Here is a 20,163-nt window from a genome sequence, read left to right on the forward strand (position 1 = left end):
CGCTATTGACCAGGCATCGAACGAGTGCGCGAACAGAAGTTGAACAAGGCTGCTGGTACCAACCCCGCATGTGGACTGCCGTCGGCATGCGCCGTACGTCGGGTTTCAACTCGTCAGACCCTCAAACGGTGGACGCTGGGTTTGGGGCAATTGGAGAAGCTGGACCGAGGGCAGCTCAAAAAGGGCAGGTGTGAAAACCTCCGGTGCAAGCGTCACGGAATGGGAGGCAATGTCCTACGGCGGTTCGGTCTGATGCCGGCCAGTTTCAGATTTCGAGATTGACAGGGCTTGGCATCTTTTCGTCAGCTCCTTTATGCCGCTGCCCGCCGCGTTGCGCTGCCACGCCCGCGAGGACGACGAGCGAGATGCCCACAACCTGGGTTGCAGAGGGTTGTTGGTTCAGGATGATCAGCCCCAGAAGGACTCCAACGGCGGGTTCCAGGGCCATGAAGGTACCGAATGCTGTAGTTGTCATTCGGCGAAGGGCCAGCATTTCGAGGGCAAACGGCAGTACGGGCAGCAGGATGGCGAGCCCGGCTGCAATCGCCAAAGTCTCAAAAGTGACATTCCTCGAGGCTTGGGGGATCCCGACAATGGCTGCAGTGAGGGAGGCAAGAGGGATGGTCATGGACAGCGCCCCGATGCCGGTGAAGCGGTCCCCAATTCTCTGCGTGAGGAGGATGTAGGCCCCCCAGGAGACGCCGGATAGAACCGCCCACGCAAGTCCGGCCACGTTGAAGCTGCCCTGCCACGGTTCGGTCAGCAGGACAACGCCGAGAAGCGCCAAGGTTGGCCAGAGGAGGGCCATGCGGGCGTGGCTACCGAATGCCGCGACCGTGAGGGGTCCGAGGAACTCGACAGCCACGGCGGTGCCCAGTGGTATTTGTTCGATTGCGGCGAGGAACGCCATCGTCATCACGCCGGTTGTGATGCCCAGCCCAAGCACCGGCAGCACATCACTTCGTTGGATGAAGCGCAGCGGTGGGCGGGCTATCGCAAAGAGAATTACAGCACCCATGCTGAGCCTGAGCCACGCGGCCCCTGCAGGACCCACAGCTTCAACCAAAGGTATGGACAGGGCCGAGCCCAGCTGGATCAAAAGAATTGCGGTTATCGCCATTCCCCAAGGCGGGACGGGAACCTTCACTGGGCGGTTCTGAGTCATCCAGGTTCCATTTCCGGGCACAGCCCCACTGTTGACGGCATTGATTCCTTACCGGTTCAAAGCCCCGCTCGGTCCCGGGGCTGGAGCGTGGCGGGCGCACCCGGCTCAGCGGCTGGGGCCTTTACCGGCCGGAACCGGTTTCGGTGAGTGCGCGGCGGTCCAGGTTTAGCTTCGAATTGCGGATGGAGTAGGTGAAGTAAAAGACCAGGGCAAGACCGGTCCAGACCAGGAAAGCGAAAAGGGTAATGGGGCGCAGGTCCTTGATGATCCAGAGGCAGCCGGCGATGGCGAGGATCGGCGTGGCCGGGTAGAGGGGGACCTTGAAGGGGGCCGGGGCTCCTGGGGAGTTCCGTCTACGGATCATGACTGCGATGGCCACAACCAAGAAGGCGACGAGAGTACCGACGCTGGTCAGTTCCGCCAGGAAATTGATGGGCAGGAACCCTGCCAGAACCGAGACAGCGACGCAGGTCATGATTGTCCCGGCCACCGGGGTTCGGGTTTTGGGGTGCACTTTGGCAAAGACTGGCGGGATGAGTCCGTCGCAGCTCATGGCGTAGAAGATGCGGGTCTGGCCGTAGAGGACGACGAGGGTGACGCTGAAAATAGAGATCACCGCGGCCACTGCCAGGACGGTACCTGCCCAAGTTGATCCTGTGACTGCCTGCAGAATCGCGGCGAGGCCGGCTTCCTGGCCCTCGAATTTGTCCGCTCCTTGTGCCGCCACGGCGACCAGTGCCACGGTCACGTACAGGGCGGTGACAACGGCCAGGGTGATCAGGATGGCCAGTGGCATGGTTCGAGAGGGGTTTTTGGCTTCGTTTCCCGCTGTTGAGACCGCGTCGAGCCCTATGTAGGAGAAGAAGATGATTCCTGCCGCCCCGGTAATGCCGGCGATCCCCATCGGGGCGAAGTTGGAGAAGTTGTCCGAGTTCCAGCCAGTCAATCCCACAACGATGAACATGATGAGGACGGCGATCTTGATCAGTACCATGACGGCGTTGGCTTTCGCCGATTCGCTGGCTCCCCGGATCAGCAACAGCGAGCACAGTACGACCAAGACGATTGCCGGGAGATTGACCGCCCCCCCGGCCTCAGGTGCGCTGGAGAGCGCTTCCGGGATGCGGAACCCGAACAGGTTCTCCAGGGCTTGGTTGAGGTACTCGGACCATCCCACGGAAACGGCGGCCGCTGAGACGCCATATTCCAGCAGGAGGCACGCACCCACGCCAACGGCGGGAAGTTCCCCTAGCGTCGCGTAGGCGTAGGAGTACGAGGAGCCTGACGCGGGCATGACGCTGGCCATTTCCGCGTAGCACAGTGCGGTAAGCCCCGCTACAACTGCGGCGATGACGAAAGACCAGATGACGGCTGGTCCGGCTACGGGCACAGCCTCGGTGAGAACGATGAAAATGCCCGTTCCCACGGTGGCACCGATACCAAGTGTGGACAGCTGGAAGACCCCCATGGTGCGGCGGAGGCTGCCCTCCCCCTCGGGACCGTCGCCGTGAGCGGTGACCGTGGTCTTGCGAAAAGCGTCTGTAAGAAGTGGGGACATCCCGGAAGTTCCTAAACATGTGGGCGGCCCGCGGGGCTGAAGTCTCGTTGTCCGCGGCGCCGGTGGCGCGGTGGTGTAGATCACCGCGACCAAGACTAGGCATATATTGCCTAATAGAGCAATATTTAGCGCATCTAGCCGCAGCTTCACAATAGCCTTGACATAGAATGCTCATTTGGGCAATATAAGTAACAGGACTGGCGGGTTGTTCGCCTGCCTTTTGGATCACTTTGGCCCTGTGGGTGCCACTGACTTTTGGAGCTGCCATGAAGATCAAAGACTTCGGCGTTGAGATCTGGATGAACCGGTATGAAAACGACTGCGTCTATAACCTGGGCGAGACCTGCGTTGAGTCCCTTACCGTGGACCAGCTCCTGACGATGGCGGGCCGGAAGGAGACGTTCCTTGCCGAGATCCTGCCCATGAAGCTCACCTACGGGGCCATCGAAGGTTCGGATCGGCTTCGTGAACTAATCGCTGGCCTGTATGAGACGCTCAAGCCGGAGAACACCATCACGACCCACGGTGCAATTGGTGCAAACGCCCTCGTGCACGAGACCTTGGTCGAACCCGGTGACGGTGTCATCTCTGTGCTACCGACCTACCAGCAGCATTACTCGATCCCGGAAAGCTACGGCGCCGATGTCCAGCTGCTGAAGCTGCGTCCCGAAAACGGGTACCTGCCCGACCTGGACGAGCTCAAAGCCATGGTGAGCTCCAACACCAAGCTCATCGTCCTGAACAACCCGAACAACCCGACCGGGTCGGTCATGGACCGCCAGATGTTGCAGTCCATCGCAGACATCGCCGCGACTGTTGGGGCGTACGTCCTTTGTGATGAGGTGTACCGGGGAACGGCACAAGATGGCGACGGTTTCACGGCCTCCATCGCGGACGTTTACGACCGCGGTATCAGCACGGCGAGCATGTCCAAGTCCTTCTCGTTGGCTGGCCTGCGCCTGGGCTGGGTGGCCGGCCCGACCGAGCTCATTGAGCGGGTCGCAATCCGGCGCGATTACAACACCATCAGCGTCGGCATGATTGATGATGTTCTGGCCCGGATCGCACTGGAAAACAAGGACGCGATCCTCGAACGTTCCCGGTCCATCGTCCGGACGAACCTCGCTATTCTCGACGAATGGGTTCAGCAGGAGCGGGCCATCACCTACGTGAAGCCCGCCGGGGGAACCACTGCGCTCCTGGAATACAACACCGGGGAGCCCTCCGCTGAGCTGGCAGCTGCACTGATGGAAGAGGTTGGGGTCCTAATGACCCCGGGCAGCGCTTTTGACCTCGAAGGCTGCCTTCGCATCGGCTACGCAAACAACGAGGAAGTTCTCCGTGCGGGACTTGCCAAGGTCAGCGAGTTCTTCTCCCGGCGCGCACAGTCCTAAACCCGTCCGGACCGGGCTCGACTCCTCCCGGTCCGGATCCCGCACCCCAGCTGAAGCCGCGGGGAACGCCACGGCGCGTTCCCCGCGGCTTTTCAGCATCCTGCACCAGCAACGAATCGAGTGTCATGTCCGAATACCAGGTCATCAATCCGGCAACAGGTCAGCGCGGGCGTAAGTACCCACTCATCACGAGCGAGACGCTGGAGAAGGTCATCAGCGCTGCCGATGCGGCCTACCGCAGCTGTGGGCGCGCCAGCACCGTGGCGGAGCGCAGCGGTCTGTTGAAACGCGTCGGGGACCTTCACCGGGAACGCCGTTCGCATCTGGCCGAACTCGCCGTGGAGGAAGTAGGCAAAACCCGTTCCCAGGCTTTGGGCGAGGTGGACTTCACCGCCGACATCTACGACTACTACGCCGCCCACGGGGATAAATTCCTGCAGGACGAGCCCATCGAGCTGATCTCAGGCACCGGAAGTGCCTTGGTCCGCAGAAGCCCCATCGGTGTCCTGCTGGGGATCATGCCCTGGAACTACCCCTATTACCAGGTGGCCCGGTTCGCCGCCCCCAATCTGCTGCTGGGCAATACGGTGGTGCTCAAACACGCACCGCAGTGCCCCACTTCCTCAGCCGCCATCGAAGACCTGTTCCTCGAAGCAGGCCTCCCCGAAGGCGGCTACACAAACATCTACGCCAGCAACGACCAGATTGCCGAGATTATCGCCGATCCCCGGATTCAGGGCGTGTCCCTTACAGGATCGGAGCGGGCAGGCGCTTCCGTAGCCGAGCTGGCGGGACGCCACCTCAAGAAGGTCGTCCTTGAACTGGGTGGATCAGATCCTTTCATCCTCCTGTCCACCGAGGACCTCGACGCCGTGGTGGAATGCGCGGTCACCGCTAGGCTCGACAATAACGGTCAGGCCTGCAATGCCGCCAAACGGTTCCTCGTAGCAGAGGACCTCTACGAGCCGTTTAAAACCCGTTTCGCCGAGGCGCTGTGCAGGGTATCCCCCGGCGATCCGTCACTGCCCGGCACCTTTCTTGGACCCGTGTCCTCGACTGCGGCCGCAGACCGTCTCCAGGAACAGCTCGACCTGGCAGTTAATTCAGGCGCGACAGTCTTGACCGGGGGCACCCGTTCGGGCACCTATTTTCCCGGAACTATCCTGGACGGGCTGGACCCGAAAAACCCGGCCTACTACGAGGAATTTTTTGGCCCGATTGCCTCTATCCAGAAATTCTCTTCCGAAGATGAGGCGGTGAGGGCCGCCAATGACAGCGCTTTTGGCCTTGGATCCTACGTTTTCACCACCGACTCCGAACAGGCCCTGAGGGTGGCGGACCGGCTTGAGGTCGGCATGGTCTTCATCAACGGCGTCGGAGCCGAGTCTGCCGAGCTCCCATTCGGCGGGGTCAAAAGGTCAGGGTTTGGACGGGAACTGGGCCGGTACGGTGTCGACGAGTTCGCCAACAGGAAACTCATCCGCACCATCGGCTAAACGCCATCCCGGGCCACGCCATCCCTGACCGGACAGGGGAAGCACGGAAACAGTGTTCCCGTGTTTCCCCGAGAATTTCTGCAAGGACACCTGCAACTGCAAGAGGAATCATGAGAGACGACAAGGCGCCGCCCAAACTGCGCTTGGACACTGAGCGCCAGCACCCAATGCCGTCACCTGCAAGCAGGTATTCGGGCTCGAGTTCAATCGAAGGCCAGGACCCCGGGGACTTTCCGCTTTTCTTTGACCCCGTGGCCCAACTGCTGCAAGGCATGGTTGCCGACGTCGACGATCCCCTACGACGGGTTCTCCCCCAACGCCCGGCTGCCACCTCCTCAAGCCAAAGAAAGCGGCCCTCCCACCACCTAATGACCCGAAACGCCAGGATCAGTGCTGTGGTGACAGACCTAAGGAATCTGCAGACCACGCAGCAGGACGATGGGTCCGAACAGGCCCGGAAGGTGCACTAGATGCTTAGACCAAACAGAGAGACGCAGCGACCTGAAGCCGCACCACGCTCGGGGTCATCCGTCGGCGAAGACACTCGGGAGTGCGATGAAGACTGCCATTATTGTGCAGGACCCGAAACGGACTGACCTCCCGCCGCGATCGGGCAGTCACCCGGTCGTGCCCCGGCCGCCCGTATCCCCGCAGTTCATCAAGCCCTGCGCCACCAGCCCGACGGGCAACAATCTGGAGCAGGAATGAAGAAAGGCCTCTTTGCGTAGAACCAACGCGAAGAGGCCTTTCGACATGAGTCTTACGGCTGGTCACCCGTCAAGATGGGTGGGTGCGAACATCGTCAGGAGCGTTTCGACGACGACGACGTTGGGCCCGTCAGCGGCGAATCCGGCCTTGAGCGCGTCCCCCACATCCTCCGGGGCCACCCGGGTTGCCGGCACCCCGAAGGACTCCGCAAGCTTCACGAAGTCGGGCCGGGCCAGTTCGGTAGCCGTGGCCTTCCCGAAAGCGCCCACCATGTACTCGCGCAGGATGCCGTAGCCGCCGTCGTCCACGATCAACCAGGTGACGGGCACGTTGTGCTGCTTCGCGGTGGCCAGTTCGCTGATGGAGTACATGGATGATCCGTCGCCGGAAACTGCCAGTACCCGCCCGGACCCGCCGCGTGATGCAAGGCCCGTGGCTGCACCAATGGCCGCAGGGAAACCGTAGCCGAGGCCGCCGGCGCCTTGGGCTGAGTGGAACTGCCCTTCGCGCGCGTCCCAGCAGGACCAGCCCCAGTAGGCTGCGATGGTCATGTCCCAGAAGGTCTGCATGCCCGCTGGGACTGCTTCACGGATATCGGCCATGAACTCCAGTTCCTTGCCTAGGTTCTGAGACCCCAAGCGTGCCTCGACCTTGGCGAGGGACTCCTTCACCAGCTCTTCCGGTGGCCTCCCGCGCCAGCTTGGCTCCGTGGGCTGTTCCCGGATGAGAGCGGCGTCCAATGCCGCCAGGGCCTGGCCGGCGTCGGCCCGGATGCCGAGACCCGGTCGGTTGGACTCCAGGACGCGGGGTTCGGCGTCGATCTGGATGATCCTGCCGCGGGGCTCGAAGGTGAAGTAGTTGGAGGTGACTTCGCCCAGGGAGGAGCCGATGACCACGAGGACGTCGGCGTCCTCGAGCAGATCGGTCATGTAGCGGTCTTCGATCCAGGACTGCAGGGACAGTTCATGGTTCCATGGGAACGCGCCGTTGCCGCCCGGGGTGCAGATCACCGGCGCGCGCAGCTTCTCGGCAATCGAGAGCAACGATTTCTCCGCCTTGCCGCGACGGGTCCCGCCGCCGGCAATGATGGCCGGGCGTTGTGCTGACTCCAGCCACTTCACGGCCTCGCGCACCAGCTCAATGCGGGGCGGGTTGTCAGCAGCTTCGGCCAGGGCGTCCTCCACCGGCGGCATCATGATCGGGTCCAGCAGGACGTTTTGCGGGATTTCGAGCCACACGGGTCCTTGGGGAGAGGAGATCGCTTCGGTCCAGGCGTCCTGGATGGCCGAGGGGATGCCGGAGGCGTGCTGGATCAGCCGCTGGCTCTTGGTGACGTTGGCGGCGGAGGCCTTCTGGTCATCGAGCTGGTGCAGCATGCCTTTGCGGCGGGCGCCGAGGCCTTCGAGCGGGATCTGGCTCGCGACCACCACCATCGGGACGCCGGTGGCATAGGCTTCCTGCAGCCCGGCGAGGGATGTCAGCGCGCCGGGGCCGGTGGAGAGAAACAGGACGCCGACCTCGCCGGTGGCGCGGGAGTACCCGTCCGCAGCGAAGGCGCTGTTGTTCTCCACCCGGGAGGAGACGAAGTGGAGGTTGCCGCGGCCCATGGCGTCGAAGAGGCCCAGAGCGTGCTGGCCCGGGATGCCGAAGACCGTCTTGGCTCCCAGCGCTTCGAGGGTCTCGACGACAAGGTCACCGCCGTTGCGGACAGTCTGACCCGTGATGTCAGAGGTTTGTTGGTGCATGGCTGGTTCTGTTCCTTGCTTCTGTTGGTGTTCCGGGTGATCCCGTGATCCTCCGCGGGATTTGCCCGGTGCTGTGTGAGCTTCAGGGGCCCTCGTGGAGGACGCGGTAGCCATCGTCGATGTGGATGATTTGCCGCCGCCGTGGGACGGATAGGACCCAGATGATTTCCCGGTCGTCAGTCATGGCATCAACGGTCCCGGCGATCGGGGGCAGCCCAGGGTGGGCCAGGAGCACTTCCTGGCCTACTTCCAGCCTGTCCCATCCTTTGGCTTGGGTCCTGACGGTACTGATTGCTGCTTCCATGATTGTCCTTCTTTGCACAGAAGCTCCAGGGCTCCTTCCCTGGAGCTTCTGACGCGGCGATCTTTCTGTAGTACTTAGTCCGCGACGACGGCCAGTACGTCGATTTCGACAAGGGCGCCGGGGGCCAGCTGGGCGCCCACTGTCACTCGTGCCGGGAAGGGCTGCGGAACGATCCTGCTGTAGGCGCGGTCGAAATCATCGAAGTCATCGTCCGAGGCCAGGTAAACGCGGCTGATGAGCACATCGGCCCAGGAAGCGCCCGCCTCGGCCAGCAGGATGGTGATCTGACTCAGGCTTTGCTCGGTTTGGGCTTCGATGCCACCGGCAAGAATCCCGCCTTTGACGGGGTCGATGGCCAGCTGCCCTGACAGCTGCAGAAACTGGCCGATCTGCTTTCCCTGGCTATAGGAGCCGACGGCGGCCGGTGCGGCAGCCGTATCGATGATTCGCTGTTCCATAGGTGTCGTTCCTTTGTTTGTCTCAAGAGTTGTTAGGGAGGTGGGCATGCCCGTTGATGGGCCGTACAATATGCTTAGAGAGCAATATACTGCACAGATCTGCGACAATCAATAATTTTGGTTCTCACTTCTAATGATGCGAATTTTGATGAGGATGTGATTGGGTCGCCGCGTGACCAAGCGCTGATAACGGATGAGGTGGCAACGCAGCAGTTGATTGGACGGCGTGTCCGAAGGCGGCGGACGGAGCTGGGGATGACTCTTGCCGTGCTGGCCCGTTCAGTCGGGGTAAGCGTCGGATCCCTTAGCAGAATGGAAAACGGAGAAAGGGTGGCAAGCCTGCCCACCCTTGTTGGGCTATGTGCTGTTTTGCGCCTTCGCGTGGAGGACGTGCTCGACCCCTTGGAGGAACCTGCTGCCAGGGTCGTGTGGGCCACGGGACACCTTCTCAATGAGCGGGGGCCAGCGGGGCTCTCGGTCCAGACTGTGGCTCAACAGGGCAGCCCCTCCCTACTGATGGTTAACGCTGTGCTGGATGGCGGGGGCAGTTGCGCTGTTCATGGACCTGGAGTACTTGTTGCAGTGCAAGCAGAGGGTTATTCACTCCTGAATGCCCCGGGATCCGAGTATGTTCTTGAACCCGGGGATGCCCTGACATTTTCCACACGCGGTCCTATTATCTGGGTCAACAAGTGGCCCACTGTGTCCAGAGCACTCTGGACGGGAATCCCGGATGTCAGGTTCGAAAGCCCCGACGTCGCAGCCTTGTAAGGGTGCCATCAGGCAGCAACTGGGGTGCCGTTGCCGCTGGCTCCCCTAGGGGGTATTGATAACCACGATCCTTACGAAGCTGACCTCATCGCTGGAGTCATTTCTGTAGGAATAGGTGCGGTCAGTCGCGATGCGGGCTACGCCACCGGCAGGAACGACGTAGGTCTCGCCGTCCACATCAAGACTGAGGGTGCCGCGGATAACCGCCAGCATTTCTTCAGAACCCTGAGGGTCTGGCTCAGCGTCGTAATGGCCGCCGGGCGCCAAGGTCCAGTCCCACATCTCGGCAGGTCCCTGGCTTTTGGTCGTGGTAAAAACGCGCCCCTGACTCCCTCCGCCTCCCCGCCACACGACAGTGGCCTCATCTTCGGGAATCACCTCAACCGGGTTGTCGGTCCTGGACCGGACCAGAGCGGAGAATTCCACGCCCAGGGCGCGGGCTACCTTGTCAAGCGTCACCAGAGAGGCGTTGGCGGTGCCCGCTTCGATAGCCGTCAGCATCCGCCGGCTCACGTCCGAACGCTTCGCGAGGTCCGTAACCGACACCCTTTGAGCGGTTCGCAGCTTTTTGATCGTGCCGCCAACGAGTGCTATCAGCGACTGTCCCGCTGCATCGACCTCGGTCATGTTCCTGCTCCCTGTAACAGTGAGTGATAAAGTGCTCACTTGGAGCGTATCAGCTGGTGTCACGTCTCAGCTGGTCAAATGCAAGGGGTTCTTGTTCGAGGCGCAACCGTGGCCTTATACTGCCCTTGTGAGTATTTTATTGCTCATGTTGACTCTTCCCTCTCCTACCAGCTGGCCGGTCAGGCGCTGCCTCATCCGGCCGTAGCGGAGGAGTAGATCCCCGACACGCCAAGGAGCAAAACTTGCTTTCCTCGATGCTTGACCCTGCCGTTGTTACCGTCACCGTCGACAGTGCCGAAGTAGTCCCGGACGTCCTATCTGCTGCGATTGAGCGTGTACGCGAAGCCGCTGCTGGCAATACTTCCCGCGGCATCCTCGTGACCCAGCACGCGCCAGGCGAATTCAGTATCCGTCTTAGTGATGACGTTCCCTATGGGCTGACTCGTGAACGATACGCGTACTGACCCTGCGCATGCTTAGCCGCTGACTCCCGCCCGACCCGTTCCCCCGATCAAGCAAGGACCCGCCATGCCAGTACCGCACGATTCCACCACCCCTCCAGCCGAGCCGACCAGCGTCACGGGCAGCAGCCGCGTGAAGCGCGGCATGGCCGAGATGCTCAAGGGCGGCGTCATCATGGACGTCGTCAACGTCGAGCAGGCCCGCATCGCCGAAGACGCCGGTGCCGTGGCAGTCATGGCGCTGGAGCGTGTTCCGGCCGATATCCGTGCCCAGGGCGGCGTGTCCCGCATGTCCGATCCGGACATGATCGACCAGATCATTGACGCTGTGTCCATCCCGGTCATGGCCAAGGCCCGCATCGGCCACTTCGTCGAGGCCCAGGTCCTGCAGTCCCTCGGTGTGGACTACATCGACGAGTCCGAGGTCCTGACCCCGGCCGACTACGTCAACCACATCGACAAGTGGAACTTCAAGGTTCCCTTCGTCTGTGGTGCCACCAACCTCGGTGAGGCCCTGCGCCGCATCAACGAGGGCGCGGCCATGATCCGCTCCAAGGGCGAGGCCGGCACCGGCGACGTCTCCAACGCCACCGGCCACATGCGCAAGATCCGTTCCGAGATCGCCAAACTGGCTGCCCTGCCCGAGGACGAACTGTACGTCGCGGCCAAGGAACTGCAGGCCCCGTACGAACTGGTCAAGGAAGTCGCCGCCGCCGGCAAGCTCCCCGTCGTACTGTTCACCGCCGGCGGCATTGCCACCCCGGCTGACGCCGCCATGATGATGCAGCTGGGCGCCGACGGCGTGTTCGTCGGATCCGGCATCTTCAAGTCCGGCAACCCCGCCCAGCGCGCGGCCGCCGTCGTGAAGGCCACCACCTTCTTCGACGACCCCGACGTCATCGCCAAGGCCTCCCGCGGTCTGGGCGAAGCCATGGTCGGCATCAACGTCGACGAAATCCCCCAGCCCCACCGCCTGGCCGAACGCGGCTGGTAAAAACCTCCGGACCCTTATGCTGGGAAAAATGGGTGGCTGCCGCGTAAGGCAGCCACCCATTTTTGCGTTCATGTATCCGGCGGCCTGTCGGGCGTAAAGGACGGTTCTTCACCTGTAAGCAGGCGGTACAGGACGCGGGCCCCGAATATGAGCGCCTCGACTGGAACACGTTCATCGGTACCGTGGAACATGGAAGAGAAGGAATACCCCGGAGGAAGTTTCAAGGGCGCGAACCCGTAGCCCTGGATGCCGATGTCGGCAAAGGAGGCATTGTCCGTTGACGCCGAGGATGTATAGGGAACAACTTTGCAACCGGGATCCTCGGCCGCGAGGGATGCCTGCATCGAGGCGACAAGCGAGGCACCTGGATCGGCTTGGTCTGCTGCTGTCAGATCGAGAACGTCCATCGCGACGTCGGGGCCGGCGAGGAAGGCCAGTTCCTCCAGAAACTCTTCCTGGTACCCCGGGACGAACCGGCCATCCACATACGCTTCGGCACTGCCAGGCACCACGTTCAATGAGCGCCCCGCCTTCAGGACCGTAGGGTTCGCCACGTGGCGCAAGGATGATGTCAGCATCCCGGCAACCGGCGCGAGAACACTGTCCTGAAGCGCCTCAGGATCACCTGACACGTCAGGTGCCCCAAGTTTTGCGAGAGATTCTGTCATCTGCCCGGACACGTCAGTAAGCCGCAGGGGCCATTGGTGGCCCGCGATGCGCGCCACGGCGGCCGACAGGATGCCAATGCTGTTGCGGGGGTTGGTGATTGAGCCATGCCCGGCGGTCCCTCGGGCTGTCAGGCGCAGCCACGCGACACCTTTGCGTTCTGATTCCAGCAGGTAAATCCTTTGGTCCGGCCGAATCTGTACTGAAAAGCCGCCCACCTCGCTGATGGCTTCGGTGCAATCAGCGATAAGGTCCCGGTGGTTGTTCACAAGCCACCGGGAGCCCAGGGTAAAGGCGTTCTCCTCATCGGCCAGGAATGCCAGAACAAGCTCGCGCTGAGGCTGCACGCTCCGGCGCTGCATTTCCCTGGTGGCCGTGAGGATCATTGCGACCATGTGTTTCATATCGATGGAGCCACGCCCCCAAAGGAACCCGTCAATCACTTCACCGGCGAACGGATCCACCGCCCACAGTTCCCGGTCGGCCGGTACTACGTCCAGGTGTCCATGGACGAGCAGCGCAGGGCCGGCCCGGCCGGGAACCCGTGCCACCAGGTTCGTACGCCGGGCTTCGGGCTCCAGCAGTGTGGACTCGATGCCCACCTCAGCGAGCTTGGTGGCCACGTACTCGGCTGCTGCCCTCTCCCCCGGGCCTGACCCGTCCCCATAGTTGGAACTGTCGATCCGTATGAGATCCCGGCAGATCTCCACGACTTCCTCGAAGCCCGAACCCAGTTGCCTATCCGTGGAGCCAGCCGGGGACGGCGGGACCCGCGGGGTAGGCGGGGTTGGGTTGAAGGTGTTCACAGGACCCGTGACAGAAACGACTGGGTCCGCTCATGCTTGGGGCTGAGCAGAACCTCGTCAGGGGTTCCCTGCTCGACGATGACCCCGCTGTCCAGGAAGACGACCTGGTCTGCTGCTTCGCGGGCGAAGCCCATCTCATGGGTCACGACAACCATCGTCATTCCGGAGGCGGCGAGGTCCCTCATCACCTTGAGAACTTCGCCCACCAGCTCAGGATCCAAGGCAGAGGTCGGCTCATCGAAAAGCATCAGCTCTGGCTTCATCGCCAACGCCCTGGCGATGGCAACACGCTGCTGCTGGCCGCCGGAGAGCTGAGCGGGGAAATGGTAGGCCTTGTTGCCTAGACCTACCTGCTCCAAGAGAGCCGTCGCCCTGGCATTGGCACTGGCTGCGGACTCTTTGAGCACCCTGCGGGGTGCTTCCATCACATTTTCAATCGCGGTCATGTGGGGAAAGAGGTTGAACCTCTGGAAGACCATGCCGATCTTTGATCGCTGTCGGGCGATGGAGCGTTCATCCAGTTCGTGCAGAATTTTCCCCTCTTCGCGGTAGCCCACCAAATCTCCGTCGACGTAAAGGCGGCCGGAGTCTATGCGTTCGAGGTGGTTGATGCACCGCAGGAGTGTGCTTTTGCCCGAACCGCTGGGACCCAGCAGGCAGGTCACGTCGCCGCGGTTAACGGTCAAGTCCACGCCCCGCAGGACTTCGTGGTGTCCGAATTTCTTGCCGACGTTATCCGCCAACACCATGGTGTCGTTCATCGTGCTCCTCTTTTCGGACGGGGGGTTGAGGAGGGACGGACTCCGCGGCCGAACCTCTTTTCCAGCTGGCTTTGCCCCAGCGAAAGCAAGGTGGTCACGATGAGGTACCAGATCGACGCCACTACCAGCAACGGAATCACCTTGTAGTTCTGTGCGTAGACCTGCTGAAGGTTCGTCATCAGGTCATTGCCGGCGATCACGGACACCAGGGCTGAGGTCTTCAGCAGGGAGATCACTTCGTTGCCCATCGGGGGTACGACCACTCGCATTGCCTGGGGAAGGATGATCCTTTGCATCGTCACGGCCCGGTTCATTCCCAGCGCTGACGCTGCCTCACGCTGTCCGCCATCAACCGATTGGATGCCGGCCCGGACGATTTCCGAAGCATAGGCGGCCTCATTTAGGCCCAAGGCAAGGATGGCCGCGGTGGTGGAGTTAATCAGGGCAGAGGTTGGGGATGAGAAAAAGACGGTATCGGTGAAAGGGATGCCGATAGTGATGGATGGAAAAAATGCGCCGATAAAGCCCCAGAAAATGATCTGCACCAGGACCGGAATACCGCGGAATAACGTGACGTAGGCTCCAGCCACGGCCCGGAGCACCCAGTTGTGGGACAGGGTCATAATCGCCACGATCGTTCCGCCCACCAGGCCGATGACCATGCTGATCACTGTCAAGTAGAGGGTGACCAACAACCCACGGACGGTCAGCTCCGCGAACAGATAGGCGCCCACGGTGGGCCAGTCCAAGTTGGGGTTTGCCGCGAACACCCAAGCGATTCCCAGCGCCGCGAGGCCGATGACCATCGCCGCGACTGTCCGCCATGGATGCCGCAGTTTCCGGACTTCGAAATCGTCCGCTCTGCGCTCAGTTTGCACGCTTACCGACATGATCAGCCTCCGTGCTGGTTCGTTGTCGCCTTATCCAGAGCGGTCTGGCCCACGCCGTACTTATCGAGGATTGCCCGGTATGTTCCGTTGTCCATCAATTTCTGAACCGCTTTTTCCACCGCATCGGAAAACTGCTTCTCGGTCTTAGGGATTCCAATGCCAATGAGTGAGCTCTCATAGCCCCCCGGCGCTGACGGGTCGTTAATAACCTGCACAGTCGAATCCTGCGTTGCTGCATAAGCCAACGCAGGCAGGTCCCCCACGATTGAAGTGATGGAACCACTGTTCAAAGCGAGCTGCTCATCCGAAAAGGCCGGCAATGCCTTGATCTCGATAGCAGCCTTACCCGCAGAAGTGCACTTCCCGCTCTGCGAAGATACGAGGTCTGCCTGGAGGGAACCGTTCTGGACGGCTACACCCTTGCCGCACAAGTCATCCAAAGTCTTGATGTCAGAGTTTGTTTTTTTCACCAGGATGCCGGAACCGGACCGGGCATAGTTCACGAAGTCCAGCTGCTTTTCACGCTCTGCTGTGTCGAAAAGTGTAGCCATCAGCACGTCGTACTTGCCCGCCTGCAGCCCAGGAATGAGGCCGTCATAAGGCTGCTGTGAGAAATCGAAAGGGACACCCAGGGTCTCTCCGATGGCATGGCCCAGGTCAATTTCCAAACCAATCAATTCCTGGCTGCCCGGGCCGGCGAACATCTGGTAAGGCGCAAACGGGGCGTTGGTGGCGACCCGGACTGTCCCGGCATTCCGAAGCTTCTCTGGAACCAGGGCAGCAAGGGCTTCATCCTTTAAAGCAGTGGGAATGGCTGCGGAGGGAGCCGCGGTGTTCCCCGCGGTGTTCACCGAAGGATTGGAACAACCAGTCAGTGCCACCGCAGACACGGCAAAGGTTAGGGCACCAACAGCTGCTGTGCGCAGAAAGGCACTGTGATTCGGCAACATTCGCATGTCTACTCCATGGTCCTGCCCGGGTAGCCGGGGCTGCGTTTCTGAGAAGCCTTCACGACTTCCCATTACTCATTGTGAGCAATATAACACCCATTAGACTATGGGCTCGAGGATTGGGCAAGAGCAAGTGCAATATTTCACTCACAGTGGTGGCGTCTGGGTTCTCATTTTCGCGCGAATGCTGCATCCCCGCCTGGCAGGGCTATATCCGATTGGCAAAGGTTATGCGCTCAACGGAGCACCCTTTCGACCCCGGCCGCGCCACCCGCCCTCCGGATGGCAGGGAATGTTCCGCGCGCGCAAACACATTGGCGCAACCAGGCGGGTCAACCTTCACTTATAGACGCTCGAAATCGGCCTGGACGCCTTCTTGCCGCGGGACAACTGGCATGGGCATCATACTGCCCGAAAACTCGCCGCGCTCCAGCCTCGACAGCCGATCGAATCATTCTGCAGGCCACTCTATCCCTGGCCGAGGATGTATTGTATGCACTATATTGCGCATCCATAGAGAGGAGTGTTCGCTTCATGAGCTACCCAACACACCCGGAGTGGGAACGCCGTCTCCCAGAGGCGCTCAGTCTGGTCCGTGGGCACCTGCCAACCACGCCGCTTGTGCCTATTTCGTTGGACGGCTTCGATGCGCCGGCTTATCTCAAGCTGGAAACTTTGCAGCCTACGGGCTCATTCAAAGTCAGGGGCGCCCTCGCAGCGGTGGCAGCTGCCAAGCGAAGCGGACTACCCGTTGTCTCCGCATCAGCCGGCAATCACGGTCTTGGCATCGCGTTTGCCGCTGAAAGGCTGGGGACCACTGCTGTTGTCGTCGTACCGGAGAACGCGTCCACCGCCAAAGTGAATGCATTGCGCCGTTACGACGTTGATTTGCGGCTCATTGGGAACAGCTACGACGCTGCAGAGGAGGCGGCTGTCCGCATCGCCGAAGAAACGGGCGGCCGGTTCGTTTCAGGTTACAGCGACCCCGATGTCATCGCTGGACAGGCGTCAGTGGTGGCGGAAGTTCTCTCGCAGCTGGACGGCGAATTTCAGATTGTCGTACCGGTCGGCGGAGGGGGGCTCGCAGCCGGCATTGCCTTAGGGGCGCCCAAACGGGCCAGCGTCATCGGCGTCGAATCCGAACACTCGCACGCTGTATCAGTCGCAATGGCCGCGGGGCGAAACATCCAGGTGGACATTGGCGCCACCATTACCGACGGCACAGCAGGAAACATTGCGCACGATGCCTTCACTCCGCAAATATTGCGCGAGCACGCCGTCGCGATGGTTCGGGCGGAGGAGCAAGCTGTCAGGTCTTGCGTCCGCGATCTAGCTCTGCACTACGGCGTCGTCGGAGAAGGAGCAGCCGTTATGGGTATTGCCGCTGCCGTTTCTGGTTCCATACCGGCAAACCAGCCGACAGTCTTTGTCATCACGGGCCGAAATATAGCAACCGAGAGGTTCATGGGTCTGGTAGGGTCCTAGCCCCATACCTGGATCCCTGATCCGGTCGGCCCTGCTCGCCTCGTAGTTTGGACCTCGCTGGCGAACTGGCTGGTCGAGCCCACCGGCTGGCCTGACGGACGTCCTCTTCAGACACGATCAAGACGTTACCTTCAGCTGGTTGATGAACCAGGAGTTTTTGTGTGCGGCGAGCAGGGGACTCGGAAAGCAAGTCGATGGACCGGACGCCCAGCGCGTCAGCGAGTTGCTCTAAACCTGTCAGACTGATATTTGCCGTCCCGCTTTCCAACTTGATGACAGTTCGACGGCTGATCCTGGCGCGATCAGCCAGTGCCACTTGGCTGAGTCCAGCAGCCGCCCGAAAGCGCCGCACATTCTCACCTAGTCGAACCAACACCCCTGTCTTTTCCTCACTTCTCATGTGCAATATTGTTCGTCATGTGTGGAATGCAGCGCATTGTCCGCGCCATGATTCAAGCAGATGACCGCGCATTCACTGGGGTGGACGGAGCTGGGCTTGCCGAGTACTTCATCTATGTCCGCGACGCAATGGTTCAAGGAAGTCCCAAACGGAAAATTCATTGCCGGTGCTTACTGGTTCCAAGTTGCTCGGGTTCTGACGAGACGGTGAGGAGGACCTTTCCCACATGATCACCGGATTCGAGCCGGGCGTGCGCCTGAGTAACTTCTGACAGGTCAAAGGAGCTGTCGATGAGAAGTCGGACGGCTCCGCATTCGATGAGTGGCCATATCTGTTCGAGAACGCCTCTTACGATTCGTGTGCGGTCCACAAGGGGACGGTCTCGCAGCGACGTGACATGCAAAGACATTCTCTTGGACATCATTTGACCCAGGTCAATTTCTGCTATTTTTCCGCCTTGCAACCCGATCGTCACGATCTTGCCGTCCTCCGCGGAAGCCGCAATGTTGCGCGACAAGTACGCTGCTCCCATATTGTCCAGGATCAGATTGACGCCAACTCCGTCGGTGACATCATGAATTACGTCGACGAAGTCCGTCGTACGGTAATTGATAACAGTGTCCGCGCCCAGCTCTTCACACACACGCATTTTTTCTTCGCTTCCACAGGTGGCCAAAACTTGCGCGCCAAGGCTGTGCGCGATTTGAATTGCACCAGCACCAATACCGCCTGCACCTCCGTGGATCAGGACTGATTGCCCCGCCTGCAGCCGGCCGATTTCCATCAGGTTCGACCAGACAGTGGCAGCCATCTCCGGAAGGCCACCCGCGGTCAGGAGACCTACGTTCTTGGGCAAAGGCAGGACCAGGGACGAATCCACCGCAACGCGCTCGGCGTACCCACCGCCGGGAAGCAGGGCGCATACGGCGTCGCCCGGCTGCCAGGGAGTGGCAGCTGTACCGACTGCAACAATTGTTCCCGCGCACTCCAGGCCCATGCGTTGATTGACCTCAGGTTTCAGAGCGTATGCTCCGACGCGTTGCCGCAAATCCGCGAAGTTCACTCCTGCAGTTGAGACATCGATCAGTACTTCATTTTCCAAAATGCTCGGCTCGTCAACTTCGACGATTCGCAGGACTTCGGGTGAACCGGGCTTTTCGTAATCGATGGCTCGCATTCCAGCCTGTTCTTCCGTGTCTCGTGACTCTTGCCATGGATTTGGCTTTGGCGATGGTTAGCTATCAGTTTTGGGATCGGCCATGGCCCCTTTGGGCACATCTGCACAGAGGCTCGTGCCTCTCTGGAGTATCCCTCGGCTACTTGAGCGCGGCGGCGAACCGGTCCATGCCAACTTCTAGAATCTCCTGGCCCGCTGCGAATGACAGCCTTATACTCCCCTCGCCGCTGGGCCCATACTCGTTGCCAGCTCGGACAAGAACGCCATGGTCCCGGAGCCTTTGCACCATATCCAGCGAAGAAACCGGGTCCGAGTAGTAAACCAGTACGTAAAATGCTCCCTCCGGGTCGACCCACCTCAGCCCCGGTATGCGGCGGAGCCTGTCCAGGACGTAGTCTTTGCGTTTACGGTATTCGCGGATCTGCTCTGCTACTTGAGACGGTCCTAGCGTCAGGGCGACGATGGCAGCCCTCTGGACGGCGGCGTTAATGGAGCCATTCATTCCACGATGCACTTGGCGGATCCAGCCCGAGATGCCTGGTGGGGCGATGACATATCCCACTCTCCATCCGGTCATCGAGTACGTTTTGGAGAGCGTCTGACACAGCACGATTCGTTCCCTTATTTCTGGAACGGCCAAGCATGGAACGAACGTGCTGTTGTAGTCGAAATCAGCGTAGGCCTCATCGGCCAAGACGAGGCATCCTGTTCCTTCAAGCGCTCGACCTAGCCGCTCGAGCGACTCTTTTCGAAGGATGACTCCCGTTGGATTGCCCGGGTTGCACAGTACTAGCAGGCGCGCGCTCTTGGCCGCGGTAGCTACCTTTTCGACGTCCAGTTGGTGTTGTGGGGTGAGGGGCACGAAAACTGGGATGGCGCCGATCAATCGGACTATGTCTGCATACAGGGAATATGTGGGTTCGGGGATGACCACTTGGTCGCCTGGGTTTACTGTCGCCATGAGCGTAGCAGTGATGGCGCTGCTGCCGCCGTGGGTGATCAGGACGTCGTTTGAGGAAATGGCCGCGCCTGTTTGTTGTGTCGTTCGATGGGCTATCAGTTCCCGTAATTCGGGATCGCCGTTGAAGTCGCCGTAGTTCGTATAACCGGCCTGCAGCGCGCTGCACATCGCATCAACAATCGATGTCGGGGTGGGAAAGTCCGGTTCGCCGATGCCAAGCGAGACCAAACCCTCCGGGACGACCCCTGTGACTGGACGAAGGGAATTATCAGATACGGTGGCCGCTGTCCGGGCCGGGCTGTACAACTCCATGGGCTTTTTGATCTCCAATATGCTGTGAGGCTGCGCACGTATTCGGTGGAGACTGGGGAGACAGGCTGTTTCCC

18 protein-coding genes are annotated in these 20,163 nt (G+C 60.9%); 5 read left to right on the forward strand and 13 right to left on the reverse strand.

Annotation, left to right across the window (positions count from 1 at the left end):
- Positions 1 to 265: 265 nt before the first annotated feature.
- Both DC347_RS20110 and DC347_RS20115 read right to left on the reverse strand, forming a co-directional pair.
- Positions 266 to 1,018 (reverse strand): DMT family transporter, encoded by a 753-nt coding sequence (locus DC347_RS20110; protein ID WP_368665767.1) that lies wholly within the window; start codon positions 1,016 to 1,018, stop codon positions 266 to 268.
- Positions 1,019 to 1,286: 268 nt separating this feature from the next.
- Entirely contained in the window at positions 1,287 to 2,723 is a 1,437-nt protein-coding gene (locus DC347_RS20115; RefSeq protein WP_109864236.1) for an amino acid permease, read from the reverse strand.
- Between the two features lie 266 nt (positions 2,724 to 2,989).
- On the opposite strand from DC347_RS20115, the gene DC347_RS20120 reads away from it, so the two are divergent.
- Complete coding sequence (locus DC347_RS20120; RefSeq protein ID WP_109864237.1) at positions 2,990 to 4,117, forward strand: aminotransferase; 1,128 nt, start codon at positions 2,990 to 2,992, stop codon at positions 4,115 to 4,117.
- Between the two features lie 125 nt (positions 4,118 to 4,242).
- Positions 4,243 to 5,613, forward strand: a complete 1,371-nt coding sequence (locus tag DC347_RS20125) for an NAD-dependent succinate-semialdehyde dehydrogenase (RefSeq protein ID WP_109864238.1) — start codon at positions 4,243 to 4,245, stop codon at positions 5,611 to 5,613.
- 770 nt (positions 5,614 to 6,383) lie between these two features.
- Here DC347_RS20125 and DC347_RS20135 read toward each other — a convergent pair.
- The 3 genes from DC347_RS20135 to DC347_RS20145 form a co-directional block, all read right to left on the reverse strand.
- Positions 6,384 to 8,066, reverse strand: coding sequence for a thiamine pyrophosphate-binding protein (locus DC347_RS20135; RefSeq protein ID WP_109864240.1), 1,683 nt, complete (start codon positions 8,064 to 8,066; stop codon positions 6,384 to 6,386).
- Between the two features lie 82 nt (positions 8,067 to 8,148).
- The gene (locus tag DC347_RS20140) at positions 8,149 to 8,370 is read right to left on the reverse strand and encodes a hypothetical protein (protein ID WP_109864241.1); all 222 of its coding nucleotides are present in this window, start codon (positions 8,368 to 8,370) and stop codon (positions 8,149 to 8,151) included.
- 74 nt (positions 8,371 to 8,444) lie between these two features.
- Positions 8,445 to 8,828, reverse strand: coding sequence for a RidA family protein (locus tag DC347_RS20145; RefSeq protein WP_165838094.1), 384 nt, complete (start codon positions 8,826 to 8,828; stop codon positions 8,445 to 8,447).
- A 198-nt stretch (positions 8,829 to 9,026) separates the two neighbouring features.
- On the opposite strand from DC347_RS20145, the gene DC347_RS22205 reads away from it, so the two are divergent.
- Positions 9,027 to 9,599: a helix-turn-helix domain-containing protein gene (locus DC347_RS22205; protein ID WP_368665768.1), complete on the forward strand. Its 573-nt coding sequence runs from the start codon at positions 9,027 to 9,029 to the stop codon at positions 9,597 to 9,599.
- A 45-nt stretch (positions 9,600 to 9,644) separates the two neighbouring features.
- Here DC347_RS22205 and DC347_RS20155 read toward each other — a convergent pair whose 3' ends face one another.
- On the reverse strand, positions 9,645 to 10,226 hold the full coding sequence (locus DC347_RS20155; protein ID WP_109864244.1) for a helix-turn-helix domain-containing protein: 582 nt from the start codon (positions 10,224 to 10,226) through the stop codon (positions 9,645 to 9,647).
- 528 nt (positions 10,227 to 10,754) lie between these two features.
- On the opposite strand from DC347_RS20155, the gene pdxS reads away from it, so the two are divergent.
- The gene (gene pdxS, locus DC347_RS20160; protein ID WP_109864245.1) at positions 10,755 to 11,681 is read left to right on the forward strand and encodes a pyridoxal 5'-phosphate synthase lyase subunit PdxS; all 927 of its coding nucleotides are present in this window, start codon (positions 10,755 to 10,757) and stop codon (positions 11,679 to 11,681) included.
- A gap of 68 nt (positions 11,682 to 11,749) precedes the next feature.
- Here the strand turns inward: pdxS and DC347_RS20165 are convergent, their stop codons facing one another.
- The 4 genes from DC347_RS20165 to DC347_RS20180 all read right to left on the reverse strand — a co-directional run bounded on the left by DC347_RS20165 (position 11,750) and on the right by DC347_RS20180 (position 15,760).
- Positions 11,750 to 13,081, reverse strand: a complete 1,332-nt coding sequence (locus DC347_RS20165; protein ID WP_109864266.1) for a M20/M25/M40 family metallo-hydrolase — start codon at positions 13,079 to 13,081, stop codon at positions 11,750 to 11,752.
- Positions 13,082 to 13,149: 68 nt separating this feature from the next.
- Positions 13,150 to 13,914, reverse strand: coding sequence for an amino acid ABC transporter ATP-binding protein (locus DC347_RS20170; RefSeq protein WP_304598361.1), 765 nt, complete (start codon positions 13,912 to 13,914; stop codon positions 13,150 to 13,152).
- Positions 13,911 to 14,720, reverse strand: a complete 810-nt coding sequence (locus DC347_RS20175; protein ID WP_240617883.1) for an amino acid ABC transporter permease — start codon at positions 14,718 to 14,720, stop codon at positions 13,911 to 13,913. Before DC347_RS20175 ends, DC347_RS20170 begins: the two co-directional genes overlap by 4 nt.
- 86 nt (positions 14,721 to 14,806) lie before the next feature.
- Entirely contained in the window at positions 14,807 to 15,760 is a 954-nt protein-coding gene (locus DC347_RS20180; protein ID WP_165838095.1) for an ABC transporter substrate-binding protein, read from the reverse strand.
- A gap of 528 nt (positions 15,761 to 16,288) precedes the next feature.
- Between DC347_RS20180 and DC347_RS20185 the strand changes: the two genes are divergently transcribed.
- Positions 16,289 to 17,239, forward strand: a complete 951-nt coding sequence (locus tag DC347_RS20185; RefSeq protein ID WP_165838096.1) for a threonine/serine dehydratase — start codon at positions 16,289 to 16,291, stop codon at positions 17,237 to 17,239.
- On the opposite strand, the gene DC347_RS20190 is transcribed toward DC347_RS20185, so the two are convergent.
- From DC347_RS20190 to DC347_RS20200, 3 genes are all read right to left on the reverse strand, one after another.
- Positions 17,217 to 17,639: a helix-turn-helix domain-containing protein gene (locus DC347_RS20190; protein WP_109864249.1), complete on the reverse strand. Its 423-nt coding sequence runs from the start codon at positions 17,637 to 17,639 to the stop codon at positions 17,217 to 17,219. The genes DC347_RS20185 and DC347_RS20190 overlap by 23 nt on opposite strands.
- Before the next feature lie 157 nt (positions 17,640 to 17,796).
- Complete coding sequence (locus tag DC347_RS20195; protein WP_109864250.1) at positions 17,797 to 18,816, reverse strand: NAD(P)H-quinone oxidoreductase; 1,020 nt, start codon at positions 18,814 to 18,816, stop codon at positions 17,797 to 17,799.
- A 139-nt stretch (positions 18,817 to 18,955) separates the two neighbouring features.
- Positions 18,956 to 20,107: a pyridoxal phosphate-dependent aminotransferase gene (locus DC347_RS20200; protein ID WP_206073977.1), complete on the reverse strand. Its 1,152-nt coding sequence runs from the start codon at positions 20,105 to 20,107 to the stop codon at positions 18,956 to 18,958.
- Positions 20,108 to 20,163: the final 56 nt, after the last annotated feature.

The sequence above is a fragment of the Pseudarthrobacter sp. AG30 genome (genome assembly GCF_003116525.1).
Classification (GTDB): Bacteria; Actinomycetota; Actinomycetes; order Actinomycetales; family Micrococcaceae; genus Arthrobacter.

What these genes read in the sequence shown, in the direction of transcription:
- DC347_RS20110 (WP_368665767.1), bottom strand. Translation starts at nt 1,018, where the DNA reads ATGGGTGCTGTAATTCTCTTTGCGATAGCCCGCCCACCGCTGCGCTTC.
- DC347_RS20115 (WP_109864236.1), bottom strand. Translation starts at nt 2,723, where the DNA reads ATGTCCCCACTTCTTACAGACGCTTTTCGCAAGACCACGGTCACCGCT.
- DC347_RS20120 (WP_109864237.1), top strand. Translation starts at nt 2,990, where the DNA reads ATGAAGATCAAAGACTTCGGCGTTGAGATCTGGATGAACCGGTATGAA.
- DC347_RS20125 (WP_109864238.1), top strand. Translation starts at nt 4,243, where the DNA reads ATGTCCGAATACCAGGTCATCAATCCGGCAACAGGTCAGCGCGGGCGT.
- DC347_RS20135 (WP_109864240.1), bottom strand. Translation starts at nt 8,066, where the DNA reads ATGCACCAACAAACCTCTGACATCACGGGTCAGACTGTCCGCAACGGC.
- DC347_RS20140 (WP_109864241.1), bottom strand. Translation starts at nt 8,370, where the DNA reads ATGGAAGCAGCAATCAGTACCGTCAGGACCCAAGCCAAAGGATGGGAC.
- DC347_RS20145 (WP_165838094.1), bottom strand. Translation starts at nt 8,828, where the DNA reads ATGGAACAGCGAATCATCGATACGGCTGCCGCACCGGCCGCCGTCGGC.
- DC347_RS20155 (WP_109864244.1), bottom strand. Translation starts at nt 10,226, where the DNA reads ATGACCGAGGTCGATGCAGCGGGACAGTCGCTGATAGCACTCGTTGGC.
- pdxS (WP_109864245.1), top strand. Translation starts at nt 10,755, where the DNA reads ATGCCAGTACCGCACGATTCCACCACCCCTCCAGCCGAGCCGACCAGC.
- DC347_RS20170 (WP_304598361.1), bottom strand. Translation starts at nt 13,914, where the DNA reads ATGAACGACACCATGGTGTTGGCGGATAACGTCGGCAAGAAATTCGGA.
- DC347_RS20175 (WP_240617883.1), bottom strand. Translation starts at nt 14,720, where the DNA reads ATGGTCATCGGCCTCGCGGCGCTGGGAATCGCTTGGGTGTTCGCGGCA.
- DC347_RS20180 (WP_165838095.1), bottom strand. Translation starts at nt 15,760, where the DNA reads ATGCGAATGTTGCCGAATCACAGTGCCTTTCTGCGCACAGCAGCTGTT.
- DC347_RS20185 (WP_165838096.1), top strand. Translation starts at nt 16,289, where the DNA reads ATGAGCTACCCAACACACCCGGAGTGGGAACGCCGTCTCCCAGAGGCG.
- DC347_RS20190 (WP_109864249.1), bottom strand. Translation starts at nt 17,639, where the DNA reads ATGAGAAGTGAGGAAAAGACAGGGGTGTTGGTTCGACTAGGTGAGAAT.
- DC347_RS20195 (WP_109864250.1), bottom strand. Translation starts at nt 18,816, where the DNA reads ATGCGAGCCATCGATTACGAAAAGCCCGGTTCACCCGAAGTCCTGCGA.